16 protein-coding genes and 1 pseudogene are annotated in these 20,774 nt (G+C 57.2%); 11 read left to right on the top strand and 6 right to left on the bottom strand.

The genetic code is table 11. The annotated features are described in order from the left end of the window. Positions 1-63: 63 nt before the first annotated feature. Together QRN60_RS20850 and QRN60_RS20855 are read left to right on the top strand one after the other, a co-directional pair. A protein-coding gene (locus QRN60_RS20850; protein ID WP_111817888.1) for an IS3 family transposase occupies positions 64-1,601 on the top strand; the annotation gives its coding sequence in 2 pieces (ribosomal slippage) (positions 64-700 and positions 700-1,601; 1,539 coding nt in all). A gap of 239 nt (positions 1,602-1,840) precedes the next feature. Then, complete coding sequence (locus tag QRN60_RS20855) at positions 1,841-2,236, top strand: YybH family protein (RefSeq protein WP_111785272.1); 396 nt, start codon at positions 1,841-1,843, stop codon at positions 2,234-2,236. Between the two features lie 176 nt (positions 2,237-2,412). Here QRN60_RS20855 and QRN60_RS20860 read toward each other — a convergent pair whose 3' ends face one another. Next, entirely contained in the window at positions 2,413-3,096 is a 684-nt protein-coding gene (locus tag QRN60_RS20860; RefSeq protein ID WP_111785273.1) for a DAPG hydrolase family protein, read from the bottom strand. Positions 3,097-3,185: 89 nt separating this feature from the next. Here QRN60_RS20860 and QRN60_RS20865 point away from each other — a divergent pair, with 89 nt between their 5' ends. From QRN60_RS20865 to QRN60_RS20875, 3 genes and pseudogenes are all read left to right on the top strand, one after another. Next, positions 3,186-3,830, top strand: coding sequence for a TetR/AcrR family transcriptional regulator (locus QRN60_RS20865; RefSeq protein ID WP_111785274.1), 645 nt, complete (start codon positions 3,186-3,188; stop codon positions 3,828-3,830). A 642-nt stretch (positions 3,831-4,472) separates the two neighbouring features. Beyond that, positions 4,473-5,524, top strand: a pseudogene (locus tag QRN60_RS20870) (sensor histidine kinase). 66 nt (positions 5,525-5,590) lie between these two features. Beyond that, positions 5,591-5,983 (top strand): response regulator, encoded by a 393-nt coding sequence (locus tag QRN60_RS20875; RefSeq protein WP_111785275.1) that lies wholly within the window; start codon positions 5,591-5,593, stop codon positions 5,981-5,983. A 160-nt stretch (positions 5,984-6,143) separates the two neighbouring features. On the opposite strand, the gene QRN60_RS20880 is transcribed toward QRN60_RS20875, so the two are convergent. Beyond that, a complete protein-coding gene (locus QRN60_RS20880) occupies positions 6,144-7,691 on the bottom strand; it encodes an MFS transporter (protein ID WP_502871954.1) in 1,548 nt (515 codons plus the stop codon). Positions 7,692-7,822: 131 nt separating this feature from the next. Between QRN60_RS20880 and QRN60_RS20885 the strand changes: the two genes are divergently transcribed. After that, a complete protein-coding gene (locus QRN60_RS20885) occupies positions 7,823-8,719 on the top strand; it encodes a LysR family transcriptional regulator (protein WP_111785276.1) in 897 nt (298 codons plus the stop codon). A 180-nt stretch (positions 8,720-8,899) separates the two neighbouring features. Here the strand turns inward: QRN60_RS20885 and QRN60_RS20890 are convergent, their stop codons facing one another. Together QRN60_RS20890 and QRN60_RS20895 are read right to left on the bottom strand one after the other, a co-directional pair. Continuing rightward, on the bottom strand, positions 8,900-10,279 hold the full coding sequence (locus QRN60_RS20890; protein WP_111785277.1) for an enoyl ACP reductase FabMG family protein: 1,380 nt from the start codon (positions 10,277-10,279) through the stop codon (positions 8,900-8,902). Positions 10,280-10,699: 420 nt separating this feature from the next. Beyond that, entirely contained in the window at positions 10,700-11,056 is a 357-nt protein-coding gene (locus QRN60_RS20895) for a cupin domain-containing protein (protein ID WP_020808200.1), read from the bottom strand. A 446-nt stretch (positions 11,057-11,502) separates the two neighbouring features. Here QRN60_RS20895 and QRN60_RS20900 point away from each other — a divergent pair, with 446 nt between their 5' ends. The 3 genes from QRN60_RS20900 (at position 11,503) to QRN60_RS20910 (ending at position 14,673) form a co-directional block, all read left to right on the top strand. Next, positions 11,503-11,832 carry an ArsR/SmtB family transcription factor gene (locus tag QRN60_RS20900; protein ID WP_111785278.1) on the top strand — a complete coding sequence of 110 codons (330 nt, stop codon included), beginning with the start codon at positions 11,503-11,505 and terminating at the stop codon, positions 11,830-11,832. 56 nt (positions 11,833-11,888) lie between these two features. Further along, positions 11,889-13,184 (top strand): FAD-dependent oxidoreductase, encoded by a 1,296-nt coding sequence (locus QRN60_RS20905; RefSeq protein ID WP_334427701.1) that lies wholly within the window; start codon positions 11,889-11,891, stop codon positions 13,182-13,184. Positions 13,185-13,851: 667 nt separating this feature from the next. After that, positions 13,852-14,673, top strand: a complete 822-nt coding sequence (locus QRN60_RS20910; protein ID WP_209687815.1) for an alpha/beta hydrolase family protein — start codon at positions 13,852-13,854, stop codon at positions 14,671-14,673. A gap of 178 nt (positions 14,674-14,851) precedes the next feature. On the opposite strand, the gene QRN60_RS20915 is transcribed toward QRN60_RS20910, so the two are convergent. Next, positions 14,852-15,418: an ATP-binding protein gene (locus QRN60_RS20915; protein WP_111785279.1), complete on the bottom strand. Its 567-nt coding sequence runs from the start codon at positions 15,416-15,418 to the stop codon at positions 14,852-14,854. Positions 15,419-16,142: 724 nt separating this feature from the next. Next, complete coding sequence (locus QRN60_RS20920; RefSeq protein WP_111785280.1) at positions 16,143-17,837, bottom strand: IclR family transcriptional regulator; 1,695 nt, start codon at positions 17,835-17,837, stop codon at positions 16,143-16,145. Positions 17,838-18,121: 284 nt separating this feature from the next. Here QRN60_RS20920 and QRN60_RS20925 point away from each other — a divergent pair, with 284 nt between their 5' ends. Together QRN60_RS20925 and QRN60_RS20930 are read left to right on the top strand one after the other, a co-directional pair. Beyond that, positions 18,122-19,732 carry an ABC transporter substrate-binding protein gene (locus QRN60_RS20925; protein WP_111785281.1) on the top strand — a complete coding sequence of 537 codons (1,611 nt, stop codon included), beginning with the start codon at positions 18,122-18,124 and terminating at the stop codon, positions 19,730-19,732. A gap of 72 nt (positions 19,733-19,804) precedes the next feature. Beyond that, positions 19,805-20,746 (top strand): ABC transporter permease, encoded by a 942-nt coding sequence (locus QRN60_RS20930; protein WP_111785282.1) that lies wholly within the window; start codon positions 19,805-19,807, stop codon positions 20,744-20,746. Positions 20,747-20,774 lie beyond the last annotated feature (28 nt).

A 20,774-nucleotide genomic window follows, 5' to 3' on the forward strand; every position in this document is an offset into this window, starting at 1 on the left:
AACTGAGCCGGTTAGGCGCGTAAGGGGATGCGGACGAAAACTTGGGCCACCAGGAGGTAGTTCATGTATTCCTACGCAGACAGACTTCGAGCCGTTGAGCTTTATATCCGCCTTGGCAAGCGGCTTAACGCGACCATTCGCCAGTTGGGTTATCCCACCAAGAATGCGCTGAGGGGCTGGTACCGTGAGTACTTACAGCATCTCGACCTGCGTGTTCAGTCGGCTGCCCGAGCGCCAAAATATTCCGAGGCTGAAAAGCAGGCGGCACTTGAGCACTTTCGTACCCATGATCGTTGCATCTCTGCGACGATGCGGGCACTTGGCTATCCTGGACGAGGGACTCTGACCGCCTGGGTCCGGGAGGCCTTTCCAGAAACGCGAACATCGATGGTCGGTCGATCGTGGCACCCTGGTTATTGCGAGGAGATCCGGAAGACGGGCGTTATCGGACTATGCGGTGGAGATGAAAGCGCTCAACAGGTGGCTGACCGGCTAGGCGTCTCAAGGCCGACATTGTACGCTTGGAAAGATCAGCTTCTCGGTCATGAGGCCCCGTCATCCATGAAACGCCGCAAAGCCCATCCCAAGGTGCCTGAACGTGAAGAGCTCGAGCGACAACTTGAAGCCCTTCAGCGTGATGTCCGCCAGTTACAACTCGAACATGATCTCCTGAAGAAGGCCAATGAACTCATAAAAAAGACCTGGGCGTCGATCTGCAGATCCTGAGTAATCGGGAGAAGACACAACTGATTGACGCCCTTAAGGACACCTATTGCTTGCCGGAACTGCTCACCCAGATGCGAATAGCCCGAAGCTCCTACTTCTACCACCGCGCCCGCTTGTGTCTGGCAGACAAGTATGCCGCCGTCCGCCACAGCCTTGCGGAAATCTTTGAGGCGAACCGTCGTTGCTATGGTTATCGCAGACTACAGGCGTCGCTGGCCAGGCAGAGTGTGACAATCTCGGAAAAGGTTGTGCAGCGGTTGATGAAGCAGGAGCAGTTAGTCGTCGCCAGACCGCGTCGACGGCGTTTTGGATCATATCTGGGAGAAATCAGTCCGGCACCCGAGAACCTGATCAATCGCGACTTCCATGCTGAGGCGCCGAATGTGAAATGGCTGACAGATATCACCGAGTTCCAGATCCCAGCCGGGAAGGTGTACCTTTCGCCTATCATCGACTGCTTCGACGGCATGGTCATCAGTTGGTCGATTGGAACGCAACCAGATGCGGGGCTAGTCAATACAATGCTGGACGCCGCCATCGAAACGGTGACCGACGACGAGGAACGGCCAATCGTCCATTCCGATCGCGGAGCTCATTATCGCTGGCTTGGCTGGCTTACCCGGATCAGTGAAGCCAAACTGGTTCGCTCGATGTCCCGAAAGGGGTGCTCGCAAGATAATGCCGCGTGCGAAGGCTTCTTCGGCCGGTTGAAAACGGAACTCTTTTATCCACGAGACTGGAAGACCATCACAGTCGAACAGTTCGTCGCTGAGGTAGATGCTTATATTCGCTGGTACAACGAGAAGCGTATCAAGATATCGCTGGGATCGCTAAGCCCAGTCGAATATCGTAAGAGCCTCGGCCTGAACTTATAGAGCAGTCCAACTTTTTATCCGCACCCCCACCGGCTCAGTTCCGCGCGGAAACCAACAGTGATCATTTGCCAGTCGCCGACGCTGGTGATAAAGACGCGCTATGGAATTTGTTCGCGCTTTCACTTTGATTATTAGCACCATTCATCGAGTGGTGGGTTAAGCACGTCAACTTTCCAGACAAAGCAACCCGCCGCGAGGCGGGTTTTGTTTTTCCGCTCGCGGCCATTTTGGAGTCCAGAATGTCCGGCCATCCCTTGAAAGCCCTCATCGAGTCTGCAGACCGCTCCATATCGGCCAAAGACTTCGACGGCTTGATGCAATTTTACACTGATGATGCCACCTTGGTGGTCAACGCAGGCATGTACGCCAAAGGCAAAGACCAGATCAGGAAAGCGTTCGAAGCAATCTCTGCCTATTTCCAAGGTAAATTGGAAGTCCGCCAAGGGAGGATCGAGGTGATCGAGGGCGGGGACACAGCGTTGGTCATCATGGAAACCTGGTTGGATGCAGTCGACGAAAGCGGCATTGCGACATCGACGGTACGACGTGCCACCTATGTGTTTCGTAGAGACTCGTCTGGGAACTGGTTATGCGCTGTAGACAATTCCTACGGCACGGCTCTCCTCGATAGTTGACAAGGCTCCCCGGCCCAATGCCCATATTGGGTCGGGGGACAGCATTCCGATTGGCGCAGATTACGTCGCCGCATACTTCCACGATAGGAGTTCTTTAATCCGGCTTTGCTTGTGACCGTTGACAATGGCGGTCACCGTGCTGGTCAGGTATCTTGTGTTATTCCAGTCGGGCGAAGCTACCAGTTGTCGGCAGGTCTAGAATTTGCGAGATCACCGTAATATGCAGACGGAAGTGCCTTCGCGAGGAACGAGAACTCCGAATGGCAATGGCGCATCAGCCCCAGTCCGATCTCGTCCGGGACAGCGTGGCCGCCCTTGTCGCTATCGAGACCCAGAACGAATCTGCTTCGCAGAACGAGGCCACCGGGCGTGTCCCGTGTGACGTGCATCATCCGGCCGCCTATTGGAATTCCATGCTCGTCAATCTCAACATCATCGCCAAAGCCAATGCCGGCGTAGAAAAGTGCGGATACGCCGCCGGCTTGCTTTGCCGCATCGATGTCCGTGGCACTGAAATATGCGGCTGGGCTTAGGAATTTGATGGTTGCATTGACCGCAGGAACCTCTCCTAGCGACTCCGTCGCCCTGATTGTCGCGCCGATGTAGTTCTCACCTTTTTTCCAAAGCTCGTCCCAACCGAAATGGCGCTTGTGATCAATCGGATGCCACCAGCGAAGATGTTCGTCGGTTTCAAAATACTTAAACCACCATTCCAGCATCGCTCCATTGCACCCTGGCATTATCGTTCTGCAGGCGACCGTGAGGGTGCCGGAGCCCAAGCGCTCGATCCCCATCTCCAGTCTAATTGGGTCGGCGTGCAGCAGTGCGACAGGAATTGCTGCTTCCAAATCATATTGCATTTTCAATCTCCTATATTTAGGAAACGCATTGCGTTTCCTAAATATAGTCGGTACACCGTTCGTACGACGTTAGTCAAGGAGATCAAGAGTTGGTAAAGCGAGCGAGAGGGCGTCCGGCCAGTAATCGGCTTGAGGTGGAACGCAAAATTCTCCAAGCCTCAACACAGCTTCTCTTTGACCAGGGATTTGCCAAGTTCAGCATCGATGCGGTGTCGCGTAACGCAGGAGTTGCCAAAAAGACTGTTTACGCTATGGCGGCCAATCGTGAGGAACTGGTCGGGAAAATCGTAGCGTCCTGGACTGAGCAACTCCAAACCAGTGGAGATCACCGGCCAGGCGAGGCGCGTCGTGATCCGGGGAGCCTGAGGGCGCTATTGGGCAGGATTTACCGGATCGCCCTGTCCAAGGAAGCTGTAGCCCTTTTCCGTCTCATTTGTGCTGACAAGGACGGTCGAGAACGGCTCGCAGAAATTTATAATCGAAACGGGGTCGAGCGAGGGGTGCTGGCCGTGGCGACCTGGCTGCGCGAGTACCAAGCCGATGTTCCATCATTGGATGTCAACCGATCTGCCCGGATGATCCTTGCCGCTCTTGTTGCTGAGCCCTTGCGCAGGGCCGCTATTGGCCTTGAAACACCATGGAACGATAGCGATGAGGAGGTCACCGTACGGGTTGGAGAATGCGTGGATTTCTACGCACGTGTATTGTTCAAAGAGTCGGGCACGCCACCATAGCGGCCATCGTAGCGCATCTGGTGATAAAGTTTCGTCTCCGATCGACTGGGATGAGTCGATATCGACGGGCACGACCTTGACCTCGTCTTGCCCCATAACGCTGCCGGTCTGGAAGCCGGGGCGTATGACATCGCCGCGCAGCATCGACCGCATGGGCAGCAGCCGCCTCTTGGGATGACAAATACGCGACACAGCGACTTGCCGAAGTTTGAGCGGTCTAGCCGATGGCTGCCCATGGCGTATTGATGCCGTCGAAGCTTAGCTCCGCTTTCGGGAAGGCGCTATCGGGGGCCCTCCGACCAAAACGCGGGCGCAAAGCGGAAATAGTTTCCGCAACGGGGCCGTGTGGTGACTAGCGGCTTTTGCGGACGCCTTAGGCAAAAGTGGTTGTGGCAGCAAGGCCTCCCGAAGTCCGTCATCGATCGGAGATCCTGACTCATAACAGTGTCCGCGCAGTAAGCGCCCCAATGAGTCATTGCAAATTCAGATAAACGCGATCAGACCCGCCCGGCAGAATTAATGCAGCTCCACGAATGATATCTGTTACAGTGCTTATGTCGGACATGGCTTTCAGCGCCTTGTCCCACACTCCTGCCGAGTCATGACTTGCGCCGTGAGTCTTCGGCCCATGAGGGCCTCATTATGTCACAGACACCGATCGTGCATTTCGAAGCGCCAAGCACACTTGCCATGGTGATGTCATCCAACGAACCGTTGCTATTCCTGTCCGATGATCTGAAGATCATCGCAGCGAGTGCATCCTTCTGCCGGGCATTCGAGATCCCCCGGCCTCCGTAAGAGGCAAGCGTCTCGCAGAACTCGGGCACGGCGAATGGGCAATGGCCAAGCTCGAGTCCCTGTTGACGGCGACCGTCACCGACAGTGCCAACATCGATGCCTATGAGATCGACCTGAAGCGACCGGACCAGAAAACGCGACAGTTGATTATCAACGCGCGAACGCTCGACGACGGCGACCTCGAGCATATTCGCCTGCTTGTCGCCATAACCGACGTCACCGACATGCGCGCGGAGGCTCGTCTGAAAGACGACCTGGTTCGCGACAAGGCCATCCTTCTGCAGGAGGTCCAACACCGGGTTGCCAACAGCCTGCAGATCATTGCCAGCGTGCTGATGCAAAGCGCCCGCCGCGTTCAATCGGAAGAGGCACGTGGGCATCTGCATGACGCCCGCCACCGCATCATGTCGATCGCAGCGCTGCAACGACAACTTTCAACATCTGCCGGCGGAAACGTCGAGCTGCGTACCTATCTTACGCAGCTCTGCCAAAGTCTCGGTGCATCGATGATCGCGGACCCCGAGAGGTTATCGATCCGGGTGACGGTGGATGACAGCTCGGTCCCTGCAGATGTGTCCATCAGCTTGGGTCTCATCGTCACAGAACTCGTGATCAATGCCCTCAAGCACGCCTTTACCGATGAGCGAACCGGGTTGATCGAGATCGACTATCAATCCTCGGGTCAAGACTGGACGCTTTCAATTACGGATAATGGAATTGGAATGCCAGTCGGCAGCGACGCGCCTAAGGCAGGCTTGGGCACCGGCATCGTGGAAGCACTCGTGAAGAACCTCGAAGGCGAGATCACGCTGACTGACGCTGACCCGGGTACGGTGGTGACGGTCACCCGCAGGCAAACGCCCGGTCTGCTGACCGAAGTTTCGCCGGCGGCTTAAGAAACGAACCGGCCCCCGAAGCCCTGCGGCGCGTTTTTGCAGCCATACTCATACAGGGAGTGAATAATGAAGAACGGCAAACCGGTCGTCCTGATCGTGGAAGACAATCCACTAATACGTATGAGCGCAGTCGATCTCGTCCTGTCGGCGGGTTATCAAGCGCTGGAAGCTGGCGACGCCGACGAGGCGGTCCGCATCCTTGAAGCACGAGATGACATCGATCTCGTGTTTACCGATGTCCAGATGCCAGGAACGATGGACGGTATCAAGCTGTCCCACTACATCCGCGACCGATGGCCACCACTGAAGCTGATCGTCGCATCCGGTGCGGCCATTGTCGAAGAAAGCATGTTGCCGGTTGGAAGCCGCTACTTTTCGAAGCCCTATGACGACCTCACCATCACCGACGCGATGGCACGCCTGCTTGCGAGCGACAACCCGAAGGCCAGCACGATCTGAGGCAGAAACAGTTACGATCCATTTTTCGCCTCCACCGGAACTGATCAGCTTGCTCTAACGGATGTCCGCTTCTGATTAGGGGTGGCAGCAAGATGGATGACAGAAATAAAGGCGCGAAGTGGACATCCTTTCCGCTGTAGTCCGTTCAGGACAAGATAGCCTACTTCGACAAACCGCCTTCAAACCTTGCCGCCTCCTGTTGGACCGCATTACCCGTGATACCGGGACGTCTGGGCAATAGAACAGCGATCGTGATGGCACAAATCGATGTTATGGCGGCAAGCCACCAGCACAGCGTCGTGAATGCGGCCTGATAAGCATTCTGCAGAGTGCTCGTCCGTATTTCCGGAGATAAAGCGCCTGCCGAAACAAGGTCGCCGATGGCTAACCGCTGTCCTATATCTTTCAAAACCTCGGACGACAGACCCGTCGCTCGACCAAGCTCTGTCGCGATGAGCCCGGACAACGTCGCGCTAACAATCGCGAGAGCGACACCCTCTCCGGCAACCCGCACGGTGCTGAATATGCCGGTTGCCATTCCTGCGCGCTCCACGGGCACGACACTGACTGACAAGCCATCCATCAGTCCCCATGGCAGTCCAGCACCGATGCCGATCATAATCATTGGCAGAACAAGCAGACTTCCGTCGTTTCCGGCGATGTGGGCAAGCCAGACAAGGCCAGCGGCGGCGATCAGGAGACCGGCGGCAGAAAGGATGCCAGGCGATATCTGGCGAGCCAATATTGTTGCCATGAAAGGCATAATCAACATCGGGGCTGACAAGCCAAGCATCAGGACGCCTGCCGTGATCACGTCGTACTTTTCAATGCCGATCAGGCGCAGCGGAATAATCACCAGCAGAACAACGAAACAGGCGCAGGTGGCTACGGGCAACAGTTGCACACCGATAAAACGCGGATACCGGAAGAGGGACAAGTCCAGCATCGGCCGAGGGGCCCGGATTTCAACTAGAATAAACGCTGCAAGCGAGATGACGAATCCCAAGCTGAAGATCGCAAGTTCGGCCGCGTCGAGGGAAGGCAATTCTATCATCGCGACGGTGAACAGCGTCAGCATCAGGGTAAAGCAGGCCGTGCCCATCCAGTCGAGGGATGCCGCTTCGGGGTCGACCGTTTCGCGCATACGCGGCGGTCCGAGGACAAGTGCCAGGAGACCGATCAGTCCTCCGGCGAGAAATATCGAGCGCCATCCTACGGTCTCGATCAAGACACCCGTGACGAGTGGACCCAATGCAAGACCGGCGCCGAACGTTGTTCCAAGCAGGCCAAAGGCTCGTGTTCTGGCGTGGCCGTCGAACTCCTGGGCAAGGGCGGCAGTCCCGCCTGCCAGGGCTGCGGCTGCTCCCACACCCTGACACGCGCGGAGAGTGTCTATGAGCCAGACCGCATTCGCCAACCCAAGGGCGCATGAAAATCCGACGAAGACCAACAAGCCGGTCAAAAAGACACGACGTCTTCCAAATTTGTCGGCCAGAGCGCCTGCAGCCATGAGCAGACTGCCGAACGTCAGCATGAAAGCGTTCGTTATCCAGGTCAAAGCCTCAGGCGAGCCGCCGAGGTCTTGCGCGATTGCGGGTGTTGCGACTGCGCCAGCGGAGAAGCTGAGAGGCAACGTCAACGCTGCCAGACAAACTGCCGCCAGTACCGAGTGGCGGGAGGTCGGTGTTTTTCGGGATATATCGGTCATGGAAGCTCCAGTGCAAAAAATGCCGCCGGTGATCGGGCACCGTGTTGGCCAAGCTTGCAGCAAAAGCGTATGGGTCGATAATTCCTCTTTCTGTCGTTTCATTGCGGACCAAAATTCTCTAATCTGCGTGAATGGATAAATTGAGCGAAATCGAGGCTTTCGTCCGGGTGGCGGAACGCCTGAACTTTGCCAAGGCTGGCCAGAGTCTCGGGCTATCCCCGTCTGCGGTTGGAAAAAGCGTTGGTCGACTGGAAGCCTCCCTGAATGTACGGCTTTTTCAGAGAACAACACGGCAAGTCTCGCTGACGGAAGAAGGCGCGATGTTGTTCGAGCGTTATCGAGCCATACTGGCTGACCTGCGCGACACGCATGAGGCGGTCAAGGCTGATCGCGATTCGCCAAGTGGCAGTTTGTATGTGACACTGCCAACAATCGGCTACCGCTTTCTCCTTCCTATTCTCCCCGAATTTCGCAAACGCTATCCACGTATCGATCTTGAGCTCGATTTCAATGACAGGCAGGTCAATCTGATCGAAGGTGGATTTGATGTGGCCATTCGCAGCGGTGACCTGAGCGACTCCAGCCTGATGGCCAGACGACTGGGGCCATTTCGCTTCCTGGTCTGCGGATCGCCGGATTACTTCAGGCGAATGGGAAAACCTTCACATTCCGACGATCTGCGAAAGCACGAGGCGTTACGTTTTCGGTTTCCGACATCGGGCAAGTTCCAGGAATGGCGTCTCAAAGACGGAAGCGATCGCCTGCAAAACATGTCGGTTGCGCTCACATGTGGAAACATGGAGGCGATCAGAGCCGCCGCGATTGATGGCATGGGGCTCGCATATATGCCCGAATTCCTGGCTGCCGACGCCATTCGCGATGGTCTGCTGGAAACGGTGCTGAGCGAGAGCCTGGCGGCACCTGGCCATTTCTCGATACTTTGGCCATCGGCGCGGTTCGTTGCGCCGAGGCTACGCGTCTTCATCGATTTCCTGACTGAGAGGCTGTTTGCGGAAGCTGACCCATGAGCGGCAGCCACCATGTCTCCTGTCGGCGCACAGGCGACGGGGGGCCTCGCCGCAAGCCACATCCGCTCTCCGATATGGGGCGCTTTCGCTCACATGACCTCACTGGAGGTCAGTTCCTGTAACAGGATTTTGTCGCTCCGTGGCCAAAACAACCGGCTTCGAAGCCAGGCTTGGAAGCCGTCACGCCGTCTCAAGGTGTGAGGATTCCTTCCCCTGCGCGACAAGCGGCGCAGAAGATCTTGAAGGCGGATGTGAAGCGTTCAGTCGCCGGGCCACAATATCGTGGTTGAGCCACAGTACGGGACCCGCGGGTTCCGACGATTCACCAAAGATCAGCTCCCCTGTCGCCGTCACAACGAGACTGCTGAGAAGGTCACTGATCATCACCTTGCCATCCCGATGCATCCGGGTGATCTCGTTTGACGTGCCAATGGTCAGATCGGCCTGTGCCTGGCTGTTTGCCATGGGCCACGCCGAAAAGTCATAGAACGGACGCATGACCTCGCTGGCCTGCATGTCGGTGATCTTCCTGAAAACATCCTTCATGGTTAAGCCATCGGCCAGAAGCTGCTGGCAGGCCTGCCACTGTTCGTCTGCCCATTGGCCACCGTTTTCTTTCTTCAACGCAAGCAGCAGCGGTATGAGGGGCAGCTCGATACCCGTGAACACATCGGACGAGTTGGTCCGGATTTCGGGACAGTTATAGACAGTTGCCTTGATCCCTGTCGCCCAGGCTTCCTCCGCGATACCCTCAAGCCGCATCTTCGCATATCCCTGGGTGTAGTTGGTATAGGTCTGCCAACGATAGCTCCCGTCGATCAGGACCGCCGATCCGTGATAACCATAGGCCGTATATCGCACTTGTCCGCCCGAGGCTTCGACGCGCTCGCGGATCGCCGTGCTGAAATCAATGAGATGGCGAAAGGTGTTTGCGGAGACGTCTTCAAAATTCTGCAGAATGAGTTTTCCCATGTCGCTGTCGAGCAGGGTCTGCGACGACATGTGGCGAGTGCCGGTTCCCTTGTAGATGCGATTGGCGACGACCAGGAATGCCTTCGTCTTCGGAATGCCGCCAGCCATTGTGTGCGCGAAGAAAACATTGCGGCCATCTGCGATCATTCCGTCAAGAACGGTCATGACCTTCGAAAGCGACGCCTTGAAACGTTCAGTGGCGATGTCGCGGCATTGCCCGACATAATCCCAGTCGAGCTTGTCATGTTGCCATCTCTCAAGCGTCATTGTTGCCAGGAGATCGGTGGGAGTTGGGCCGCCTGCGGGCGCATCGAGATCGAATCCCGCCATAAGAGGGATGTTGATGATCCGGCCGCCCAGCCGGGCCTCCGCCAAAGACAGTTCCTCGGTGTCGAGTGGCCGCAGCGCGTTATTCTCGTCGCGCCGCCCGACGGTGATCCCCACAATCTCCATTCCAGCCCGTCTGGCTTCGTCTAGCAAGCCGGTGGCATATCCGCGACCGAACAGTTCGCCGAAGAGTACAAAAACATCGCCCTCACGGAAGACCGTGTTTTCGGAAAGGCGATTCAGTGCAACCGGATTTTCCATACTGTCAACTCTTTGCTTCGCGTATCGTCGAGCAATGGCTCATACGATCTGAACGAAGACATGACCGCATAGTCGCCTGATGGGAACTCATTTTCGGTGACCGCTCATTTCAAAACGTGAAGTGAACCACCTGTCGTCATTACACTGCTGCGAAATGCGGAAGTCGATGGGGACAGGCGCACCGATGCCAAAACGACTGGTGCGAAACGCTCGTCCCACGGATGCTTGCGAGGCAATTGGCTTTTCCCAAGGCGCAAGGATTGGCGTTATATCATGCCGAAGTCACCAATCCTCGCGGTCCGGGCGTGACCGCTCGAACACCAGACCGGCAACTTTCAGGAGCGACTGCGGGTGGCGTGAACGACCGGTATGGAAGTACAGAGCGGAAACGTTTTCCGCTGTTGGCTCAAAGCAGACCTGTCAGATGCGCGGCTTGGGACCTGGTTCACGATCTGAGTCACCCGAATTTGGTTCGCCTTTCGGTTCGATCAGGAGCACTTTGACTTCATTTCTGGCCCGAGGACGATGCACAACACCTTTAGGAACGATAAACAATTCGCCAGCTTTGACGGTGCGAGGCGGCTCTCCTTCAATATCCATTTCCATTTCACCCTCGAGGACGTAGAAGAAGTCATCAGTCGTGTCATGCTTGTGGAAAGGATATTCACCAATAAACCGGACAACCATCACGTCATTTTCGTTGTAGTCCGCGATGACGTGAGGGTCCCAGTGGCTCGAAAACTGGTTGAGTTTCTCAGCGAGATTGATTGATTTCATCAGTGATTCCTCATTGTTCGACCGCGAAGAAGAAGCGAAATTACGGCAGCCGCGAAATTGTTGTGACACAGCAGATGACGCCGCGTCTTGAACGATCGTGCACGGGTGACCTGTTCCGCTCTGCCTTGGCAAGTTATCCAGCGGGTCGAAGCCTTCCTTTCAAGCGAAACATACGCCTGATGCGGCTGACACAGCTACGGTCCGCTTGCGGCCCGTTGCGGACATCATCATTTACCCGCTGGACAATCGACGTTTGCTAGTAACTGGCGAGCCCACCTGGCTCGCCGGCGATGCCTCCTCTTATCCCACCGGCCACTACAGTGAGCGGAAGGAAAGCGCCGCGAAGCTGCAGTCGCGGGTGAACTTCAAGACGGCCACACGATCGTATTTCTAATATTGTCGAAATATGGATTGACAGAAAGTTGTGAAATGCATAGCTTATTTCCATGATTATCGAAAAAGCAGCAACACAACTTGAAGCGCTCGGCAATGCTTCCCGACTCAAGATTTACCGCGTGCTGGTTAGAGCAGGCCGGAAGGGAATTCCGGTTGGCCAGCTCCAGGAGCGCGTCGGCATCCCGTCGTCGACGCTATCGCACCACCTCAAGAAGCTCGTCGAAACTGGGTTGGCTTCACAGGAAAGGCAGTCGACGACGCTGATTTGTCGGGCGGACTATCCGAGCATGCAGTCGCTGATCGGCTTCCTCGCCGACGAGTGTTGCGCTGAGGAGGAATGCGTGGCGGCGAACGACGAAGACGGAGAAGCTGCGGCCTGAAGCCACTTTTTTTCATCTTATAATTCGATATTTCTGGAAATACGAAAGGAAATGAAGTGACACAGAATGCAGAGCTTCCTGTCGCCGTCATAGGGGCTGGGCCCGTCGGTCTCGCCGCGGCTGCGCGCCTGATTGAGCGCGGCATTGAGCCACTCGTGTTCGAGAGGGGCACGTTCGTGGGATCGGCGCTCCTCGAATGGGGCCACGTGAGGGTCTTCTCTCCCTGGAAATACAACATCGATGACGCGGCCCGGGTGCTGCTCGAAGAAACGGGATGGTCGGAACCCGATCCTGACTATCACCCCAACGGACGCGAAATCGTGGCCTCCTATCTCGCTCCGCTCTCCAAGGTTCCGGGCGTCGCCAAGGGCCTCAAGCTCGGCGCGACCGTGACGGCAATTACCCGTAAGGGTCTCAGCAAAGTTGGCTCCAAGGGGCGCGACGCCGCTCCCTTCCTCGTCCGCTTCGTATTGGACGGTATCGAACAGGACGTCTTCGTCCGGGCCGTCATTGACGCCTCCGGAACCTGGGGCCAGCCAAACCCGCTTGGTGTCAATGGTCTGCCGATCCCCGGCGAGGTGCCGTCCAGCTACCTGTCCTACGGCATCCCTGACGTCGTCGGCACACGCCGGAACGACTTCATCGGCAAACGGACGCTGGTCGTCGGCAGCGGTCATTCCGCCATCTATGTTGCGATTGCGCTGATGGAACTCCAGGACGCCGATTCCGCCACTGAAATCTTCTGGGCGCTCAGGCATAACGGCGTCGACCGCCTGCTCGGCGGCGGTTTGAACGACCAGTTGCCGGAACGCGGCGCGCTCGGCCTTGCAGCCAAGAAGGCGATGGACGACGGCCGCCTGAACATGCTCACCTCGTTCTCTGCGGAGTCAATCTTGACCACCGACGGACCGTTGGTGCTCGCGGAAGCGAATGGAGGGCCCATCCATCTATCAGTCGACCAGATCGTGGTCACGACCGGCTTCCGACCCGACTTTTCTTTCCTGCGCGAGCTTCGCGTCAAGGTCGATCCGATCGTCGAGGCTCCGCCCGCGCTCGCGCCGCTCATCGATCCGAACCTGCATTCCTGCGGCACCGTGCCACCGCACGGCGTCGAGGAGCTGTCGCATCCCGAAAAGGACTTCTACATCGTCGGCATGAAATCCTATGGCCGTGCGCCGACCTTCCTGATGAAGACCGGATACGAGCAGGTGCGCTCGGTCGTCGCCGAGATTGCCGGAGACCATGTCGCGGCGCGGCGTGTCGAACTGGTGCTGCCGGAGACCGGGGTCTGCTCGATCACCAGCACGTCCAAAGCGTCGCCGGAATGCTGCCGGGCCGTCCTCGACGCATGACGACGCCTGCTGTGTCGCCGACGCCAAGGACAAGTCCGGATGCGGCTGTAACGTAAAGGCGGCACCTGAAAAGATTGCAGAAAGCGTGTAACGATGCCGGAGGCGAAGCTGCCCGCATGGGCGCTGCCGGACTGGGTGCGACCCAGAGGTGACGTTAGCTTTGGCTCCGTTCGCCATGTCGATGTCGATGACGGGGATGGGAGTGCCCGCGTCACTCTGGGTGGTGGTGGCGGCCGGGCTTGCGGGGGCTGCGGCGTTCGCGGCCATCTCTGTAACCCAGCGGCGGCAGAACGTCCACGAGTTGGCACTGGGTCACGAATGATGCCCAACCTGGTCCCGATGTCTGCTTCTGGCGCTGAGCGGCAGACGTCTCTCGGCCCGAAGCTGATTGTCAAGACCGCTTTGCAAGTCTCCGCGATGGGGTGGCAGCCGAACGACGACTTTCGTCTCGCGGACAAATAAGGAAGACATCTCAGGCCGAGGCTTATTGACTCTTGAGCCTTCAAAATGGAAGTTGCTTGTATGGATGAGAAAGCATTTGTTCAGTGCATTGTTCGCACTGCCTTCGGGTGGTGTAGTTGTGATAAGCAGTAGTTAGTTCGCTCACCAACACCCCGCCTAGTTGCTGCGGGGTTCTCTAGCCTGTTCCTCACTCAGATTACCGAGGATGAATCCAGTGGCAGTAGAGAAAATAGTTTCATTCAAATCTGGTGCGCATACCATCGTTGGAACAGTTCGTGATGCGAAAGGCCACAAAAACTCAACGTTTTTGCTCCTTCACGGTTTCGGCGGTACTCGAAATGAACTCGCGATCCCCTCTCTAGGAATGGGGATATTTGAATACGTCGCTGCCAGGTTGGCTGATCTCGGCCACTCTTCGCTTCGAATAGACTTTCATGGCTGGGGAGACAGTGATGGTTCCATCGAAGAATCTAGCTATTCCACGCAGATTGATGATTGTTTGGCTGCGATGGATTTTATCGCCACCCAGCCCGATCTTGGAAATGGCGAGGTCATCCTACTCGGCTGGAGCCAGGGCGGACTGGTTGCAGCAGCCGCTGCTGGTCGAACTAACCGGCCATCAGGGGTGGCACTTTGGGCCGCCGTGGGAGAACCTAAGGTGTCTTTCCCCGGTTTGGTCGGCAAAAATGCCTATCTCTATGGCCTGAACAGCCCGGAACCAACGACGCTGACCTTGCCTTGGGGAGCGTCCGTGACTTTGGGGCAGCGATTCTTCTTAGAAGTGTCGGGTTTCGATCCTCTTACAGAGCTGTCTCAATATGCCGGACCCGCTTTTATTGCAGAGGGTACGGTTGACGACGTCATACCACATGGTACGGCGAAAAAGTTCGCCGCAGCTCATCGAGGCGAGCACATTGTTTGGGAGGCTGCCATGGATCATGCGTTTAACACCTCCTCTGGTGTGGAAACCTTGAGCAGACTAATTGACGCTACCGTCAGCTACCTCAAACGCCATAACAAAGTATAATTACGCATGTGCACTGCTGGACCCCTATGTCAGCTATTGGAGTTCAACACTCAGCGTTTGAACGTCCAGAATGAGGTCGGAAAATGCTGACATCGAGTTATGCAATCATGTCTGCTATTGGCGCTTCTGCGGCCATGACGGCCGTCGGCGTTGCCGGGCATTGGCAACATCCTGCCGATCAGGCTCCACAGGGTGAAAGACGTAAAAGTTCTTCCGCCACACGGTGCATCAGTTCCGCAGTGGATTGCTGGCCTTGAAGACGAAGAACTGGAGCGGATTGATTGCTCAACCAACTCTCATGCTGCGCCAGATTACGTCCCGTGAACAACGGGTCATCATAGCACGAGGCCCAATCCCGGAACGCCAGATGCGCCTCGTGCATGTCGCCGCCCGGCAAAATGCGCGCGCCGTATCGGGCGGCCTCGCGCTGATCAAGACGTTGGAGCCGGATGATCGTAGGTGTTTGAAGAAATACGATCAGATCAACTTTCTGGATCAGAGGTTCGCCCCAGCCGATGAAGGACCCCGTCAGGATCCAGCCTTCGGTTTCGCTTTGTCGGACCTTGATCAAGCGGACACGTTCTTCAGGTGGACGCTTTATGCTGTACGGGGGCTCAGTCGGCATCCAGTAGAAGTCGTCGACATCCAGTTGTGGAACGCCGAAGCGCCTGGACAACACTCTGCCAAGTGTGGAAACGCCTGAGCAGGACGCGCCCGTTAGGTATACTCGCGGCTGATATGTCATGCGGTTCCCTCCACCAATAAGAGCCGCCTTTATCGTGTTGTGCCGCAATGCTCAATGAAAGGTTTTGGCGCTCGGCGGCAGACGCCCCTGGCTCGAAGCGACCGCAGGTGAACAAACCACTCGTGGGTGCTATACCTTAAACATGGACCAGATCGCCACACGCCCCTATCGAAAAAAAGGATGCCAACGCATGCTTGGCCATCTTCGATGGCAACCTGCCAAGGTTCTTTGCCTCGGAAGAGCGTGTCGAGTTTGCCAAATTCCTCGATGAGGTGGGTACCTCGATGTGCCTATCTCGTTCTCACGCTAGACGGCCGTATCGTCGCGTGTGGCGGGTTGAGCATCGGTCCAGAACCTGCAACAGTATCTCATTTCTGGCGTATGGTCCCTGTCGCCGATACCTTGCTCGCTTCGCCCTTCGTTTGAGGTGGCCCCGGGTTCCTGCTTCCGGGATTTCTGTAACCGGGCGATGGTCGTAACGACGTTGATGGCCTTTCAGTTACTCCGGTCAGTCAGAGACAAATCGGCAATCACTGCTGCCGTCCTGCCGGTTCCTCTATTTTCGGTTGAAGCAGTCATCCTCGCAGCGAGTTTGCTCAAGGTTCACGACGGCAGATGGGTGCTCGCAAACTGCGCACGAACGGCCCTGCGGCGCGAAAGCAGTTTCGGAGCCTGCGCGACCACGTGCGGTCGTCCTCGACGCGACGCATCGGGCGACACAATCTTATCCGCCGCGGGCGTGGGACACCAGCAAAGGCACAACTTCGCGCTCAAGCCGCTCCACAGACCAACTGTGCACAGGAGCGGATACGACGATGGCTCCTGCCGGACGACCGTCTGGTCCTGGTACCGCCGCGGCAACATTCACCTCGTCGCGAATCGACTGGCGATCCGTGAAAGCCACACCTCGAACGCTCGCTTCCAGAATCTCCTTCCGGATTTCCTCCTTGTTCGTAACGGTAAAGGGCGTACCGGGCTGGATGGGGCTTTCCGAAAGAACTCCCTCAATCTCTTCCGGTGGCAGCCATGACAGGATCGCCCGACCACCGGAGGATGATACGGCCGGAAGGCGTCTGCCGGGATAGGCGGTTCTGAAAGCCGGTTGCGGTCGGCTTTGAACATGCAGCAGGTGGATGATTTCCGTGCCGTCCAGAATGCAGAAGGAACAACGCAGCCCGCACTCTTCCCGTAGCCTGATAAGCCGAGGCCATACAGACCGGAGCAACGCGTTTCCCATCTGGAAACGATAAAGAAGATCAAGCGCTCGTTCGGAGACATGGAAAGCGCGCTTGGGCCGGTCTTTCTTCAGATAGCCCAGGCCTGTCAGCGTATCTGTAATGCGCTGGACGGTCGGCACCGGAAAGCCCGTTAGCTGTGAAAGTTGGGTCAGGGTAAGCAGCGGCGTTTGCGGATGGAAAAACTGCAATAAATGCAGGCTTTTGGAAACTGCGGTTACCGCGAGCGGATCATTCTCGTCGTCGACCAGCGGCCAAAGCGTGCGCGGGTTTGGCTCGAGGTTGGCCGGGCGTACCGCCCGTGTCACCATCAACTCCCCCATGCGTGACACTGTCTCGCAAAGTTGCCCGGTTACCGTGTCCGCCGCCTCCCTGTTTACAAGACCGGAAAGTGAGACCGCAGCGAGCGGTTGGCCGGATGCGTCGCGAAAAGCGGTCGCAATGACATGGCGGGATCCGCCTTCGCCGGTACTGTCAAAGGAAAACCCCACGCTGCGCTCAGAGGCTATGCCCTCGCGCAACGATTCCGCGTCACCTGTCCATGTTGCCAGAAATGTATCGAGTGTTGCCTCATCCATAAGAGATAACAGCGCCCGGCCCGGCGCGGTCTCCGCAAGTGCGAGGCGGCTGCCTACCGGGGCAAGTGCCAGGGAAGCGGCGGGTGACGGGACCCGGGCCAGCGTCACTGCGGTTTTCCCGTCGAGGAGCCAGAGATCGGTACTGAGGCCGGTGCGTGCATTCAATTCCACGACCAGCGGCATCACAAGATCGATCAACTGGTTGCTGTAAAGATAGACATGAGCGGGATAACACGCCCGGTGCCCGAGAGAAAGGACGCCGCTTTGTGCGTCGCGTTCAAGCCAGCGGGATTTAACAAGTGTATGAACCAGACGCTGGGCGCTGGAGCGGTTCATCGCGCCTCGCCTCGCAACATCGGCAATTCTCAGTTCAGGCGTATCCGGCCCGAACATCTCAAGCACGGCAAACGCCTTTTCCAGCGCGGCAATGCGGGCCCGGTGATCGGTCACCTCTGGAGGTTCGGTAAAATTCATTTTGCGACGCAGCAAGATCGTTGACAAGGCTTTCAACGACCCTATAATCGATGGTCGAGAATAGCAATCGCATCGCGGTAAAATAATCCTAAGGGGAACGCCTTGCACACCATGCTTCAATCGGAATGACATTATAGTCAGCTATGCCCACATGCCCGCCATGTGACGGCACCGCTGTACCTTGCCGGCCTGTCCCGTTGCGGTTTTTCAGCCGCAGTTGCGGAAGGTATGGCGGTCGTATGTTTCGCCGTACCTTTGCGGCGGCACAAGTGCCCTCCGCTGCGCAAACTTTCAGGTGATCGCGGCGACATTATCAGAAACGGTCCGGACAAGACGGGTGCCGTGCGCTTGCGTGCGGGCCACCGCATGCGCCTTCCGGTCGCCACCTGCCAACCAGAAAAGGGAACAGCGAAATCATGCAAGCACCGTTGATCAGAAAAGCAAACCGGGCAAAAAGCCGGCTCGTTGCAGCAATCATTGCCCTTTCAGCCTGTGTCACGGGCTTTGCAGCGAATGCCTCAGCCACAACAATGATGGCCGTACCGCATTCGGGCTTGCGTATTCTCGATCCCATCATCACGACCGCTCACATCGTGCGCAATCATGGCTACATGATCTATGACACGCTGCTGGCGCTTGATGCCGATTTCAAGCCGCAGCCCCAGATGGCTGACTACACCGTTTCAGATGACAAGCTGTCCTATACATTCACGCTGCGCGACGGTCTGAAATGGCATGACGGCACGCCTGTGACAGCGGAAGACTGCATAGCCTCGCTTCAGCGCTGGGGCAAGCGGGATACTTCCGGTCAGATCCTCTTCGACAAGACCGAAAGCCTGACGGCCACGGATGACAAGACCTTTGTTTTCAAGCTGAAAGAACCCTTCGGCTTTTTGCCCGACGTTCTGGCTAAACCATCGTCGGTTGTGCCGTTTATGATGCCGAAGCGCATTGCCGCTACCCCGGCTGATACCGCAATTACCGAATTCATCGGTTCCGGCCCCTTCAGGTTCGTCACGGCTGAGTACCAGCCGGGCGTCAAGTCGGTCTATGAAAAATTTGCCGATTACGTGCCGCGCAGTGAGCCTGCCAGCTGGCTGGCCGGCGGCAAGGTGGTCAAGGTTGACCGTGTGGAATGGCTGAGCATGCCCGATGCCCAGACGGCAATCAACGCTATCCAGTCCGGGGAGATCGACTATATCGAAGCTCCGCCAGTTGATCTTCTGCCGCTTGTCGAGAGCAATGACGAACTGACCGTCAAGACGCTTAACACGCTTGGCTCGCAGACCATGGGCCGCATGAATTTCCTGTACCCGCCGTTTGACAACAAGAAGATCCGCCAGGCCGCTCTTAAAGCGATGAACCAGAAGGATGTTCTCGACGCGCTGATCGGCAATCCGGACTACTACACCATTTGTGGTTCCGTCTTCGGCTGCGGTACGCCCCTTGAAGCACTGGCCGGTTCTGAAACCCTGACCGGCGCGGGCGACATGGAAAGCGCCAAGGCACTCCTCAAGGAGGCCGGGTACGACGGAACTCCGGTTGTCATCCTCCAGCCTACCGACGTCGTGACCGTTAAAGCCCAGCCGGTCGTGGCCGCGGCTGCACTGAGGGCCGCGGGCTTCAACGTCGAACTTCAGCCCATGGACTGGCAGACGCTCGTCACTCGTCGCGCCTCGCAGAAGCCGGTGGCTGAGGGTGGCTGGAACATGTTCTTCACCAACTGGATTGTGCCGGAAATCATGACGCCGCTTAACAACCCGATGTTGAACGGTCGCGGCGCCAAGGGGTTTTTTGGCTGGCAGACAGACGAGAAGCTGGAAGCGTTGCGCGCCAAATACATCGCCGCAGCGACACCAGGCGAGCAGAAGACTGCAGCCGCCGAGCTCCAGGCCCACGCCATGGACGAGGTCAGCTACATCCCGCTTGGCCAGTACAAGAACCCCTCCGTGTGGCGCAACCAGCTCTCCGGGTTCCTGGAATCACCGGTTCCCGTGTTCTGGAACATCGAGAAAACGGAAGACTGAGCCCCGTGGAGGAACATGGCGGCATCCTGCAGATGCCGCTTCCCTGCCTGCCCAACCGACGTGAGGATGCTTATGCTCGCCTATACGTTCCGCCGAATTCTGGCCTCCGTTCCGGTGATGATCACGGTTGCCGTTTTCGTTTTCCTTCTGCTGCGACTGACGCCCGGCGATCCGGCCGCCATCATCGCCGGCGACATGGCCACGCCCGAGCAGCTTGAGAAAATTCGCGCAGCCCTCGGCCTCGACAAACCGATCGTCGTGCAGTTCCTCTCATGGTTCTGGCTGCTTCTCCAGGGTGACCTTGGCGTGTCGCTGATTTCCAATACACCGGTTACCGCGATGATCGGCAAGCACATCGAACCGACTGTGAGCCTCGCGCTCGTCACGATCGTCCTGTCAGTGCTGATCGCCGTTCCACTCGGGGTCATTGCTGCGTGGCGCCACGGCACATGGATCGATTATGCCGTCATGACGATTTCGGTCGTCGGCTTCTCTGTCCCGGTTTTCGTGATCGGCTATATCCTCATCCAGGTCTTCGCCATCGATCTCAAATGGTTTCCGGTGCAGGGCTTCCGGAGCATCACGAAGGGCGTCGGTCCTTTTGCGGAACGTGCCATTCTGCCCGCCCTCACACTTGCTTCCATTTATATCGCGCTGATCGCCCGCATGACGCGCGCCTCCGTGCTCGAAGTACTGGGCGAGGATTATGTGCGAACCGCCCGCGCCAAAGGGCTGAAGGAAAACACCGTCCTTTTCCGCCACGCGCTGCGCAATGCCGCAGTTCCTGTGCTGACCATTATCGGGACCGGTTTTGCATTGCTTGTGTCCGGTGTGGTGGTGACGGAAAGCGTATTCAACATTCCCGGTATTGGCCGGCTCACTGTCGATGCTATTCTTGCCCGCGATTACCCCGTCATTCAGGGCATGATCCTGCTGACAAGCGGTATCTATGTGCTGGTCAATCTCCTTATCGACCTCTCCTACTCCTTCTTCGATCCGAGGATACGGTACTGATGGCCAATTCCACGCTTTTTGGCGCCGC

This window comes from Agrobacterium sp. CFBP2214 (assembly GCF_030209895.1).
GTDB lineage: Bacteria > Pseudomonadota > Alphaproteobacteria > Rhizobiales > Rhizobiaceae > Agrobacterium > Agrobacterium radiobacter.

Bases quoted from the DNA above. Each gene is read 5' to 3' on its own strand.
- QRN60_RS20925 (WP_111785281.1), top strand. From the start codon at position 18,122: ATGCAAGCACCGTTGATCAGAAAAGCAAACCGGGCAAAAAGCCGGCTC.
- QRN60_RS20915 (WP_111785279.1), bottom strand. From the start codon at position 15,418: ATGACATATCAGCCGCGAGTATACCTAACGGGCGCGTCCTGCTCAGGC.
- QRN60_RS20885 (WP_111785276.1), top strand. From the start codon at position 7,823: ATGGATAAATTGAGCGAAATCGAGGCTTTCGTCCGGGTGGCGGAACGC.
- QRN60_RS20875 (WP_111785275.1), top strand. From the start codon at position 5,591: ATGAAGAACGGCAAACCGGTCGTCCTGATCGTGGAAGACAATCCACTA.
- QRN60_RS20910 (WP_209687815.1), top strand. From the start codon at position 13,852: ATGAATCCAGTGGCAGTAGAGAAAATAGTTTCATTCAAATCTGGTGCG.
- QRN60_RS20930 (WP_111785282.1), top strand. From the start codon at position 19,805: ATGCTCGCCTATACGTTCCGCCGAATTCTGGCCTCCGTTCCGGTGATG.
- QRN60_RS20860 (WP_111785273.1), bottom strand. From the start codon at position 3,096: ATGCAATATGATTTGGAAGCAGCAATTCCTGTCGCACTGCTGCACGCC.
- QRN60_RS20920 (WP_111785280.1), bottom strand. From the start codon at position 17,837: ATGTCATTCCGATTGAAGCATGGTGTGCAAGGCGTTCCCCTTAGGATT.
- QRN60_RS20855 (WP_111785272.1), top strand. From the start codon at position 1,841: ATGTCCGGCCATCCCTTGAAAGCCCTCATCGAGTCTGCAGACCGCTCC.
- QRN60_RS20900 (WP_111785278.1), top strand. From the start codon at position 11,503: ATGATTATCGAAAAAGCAGCAACACAACTTGAAGCGCTCGGCAATGCT.
- QRN60_RS20895 (WP_020808200.1), bottom strand. From the start codon at position 11,056: ATGAAATCAATCAATCTCGCTGAGAAACTCAACCAGTTTTCGAGCCAC.
- QRN60_RS20880 (WP_502871954.1), bottom strand. From the start codon at position 7,691: ATGACCGATATATCCCGAAAAACACCGACCTCCCGCCACTCGGTACTG.
- QRN60_RS20890 (WP_111785277.1), bottom strand. From the start codon at position 10,279: ATGGAAAATCCGGTTGCACTGAATCGCCTTTCCGAAAACACGGTCTTC.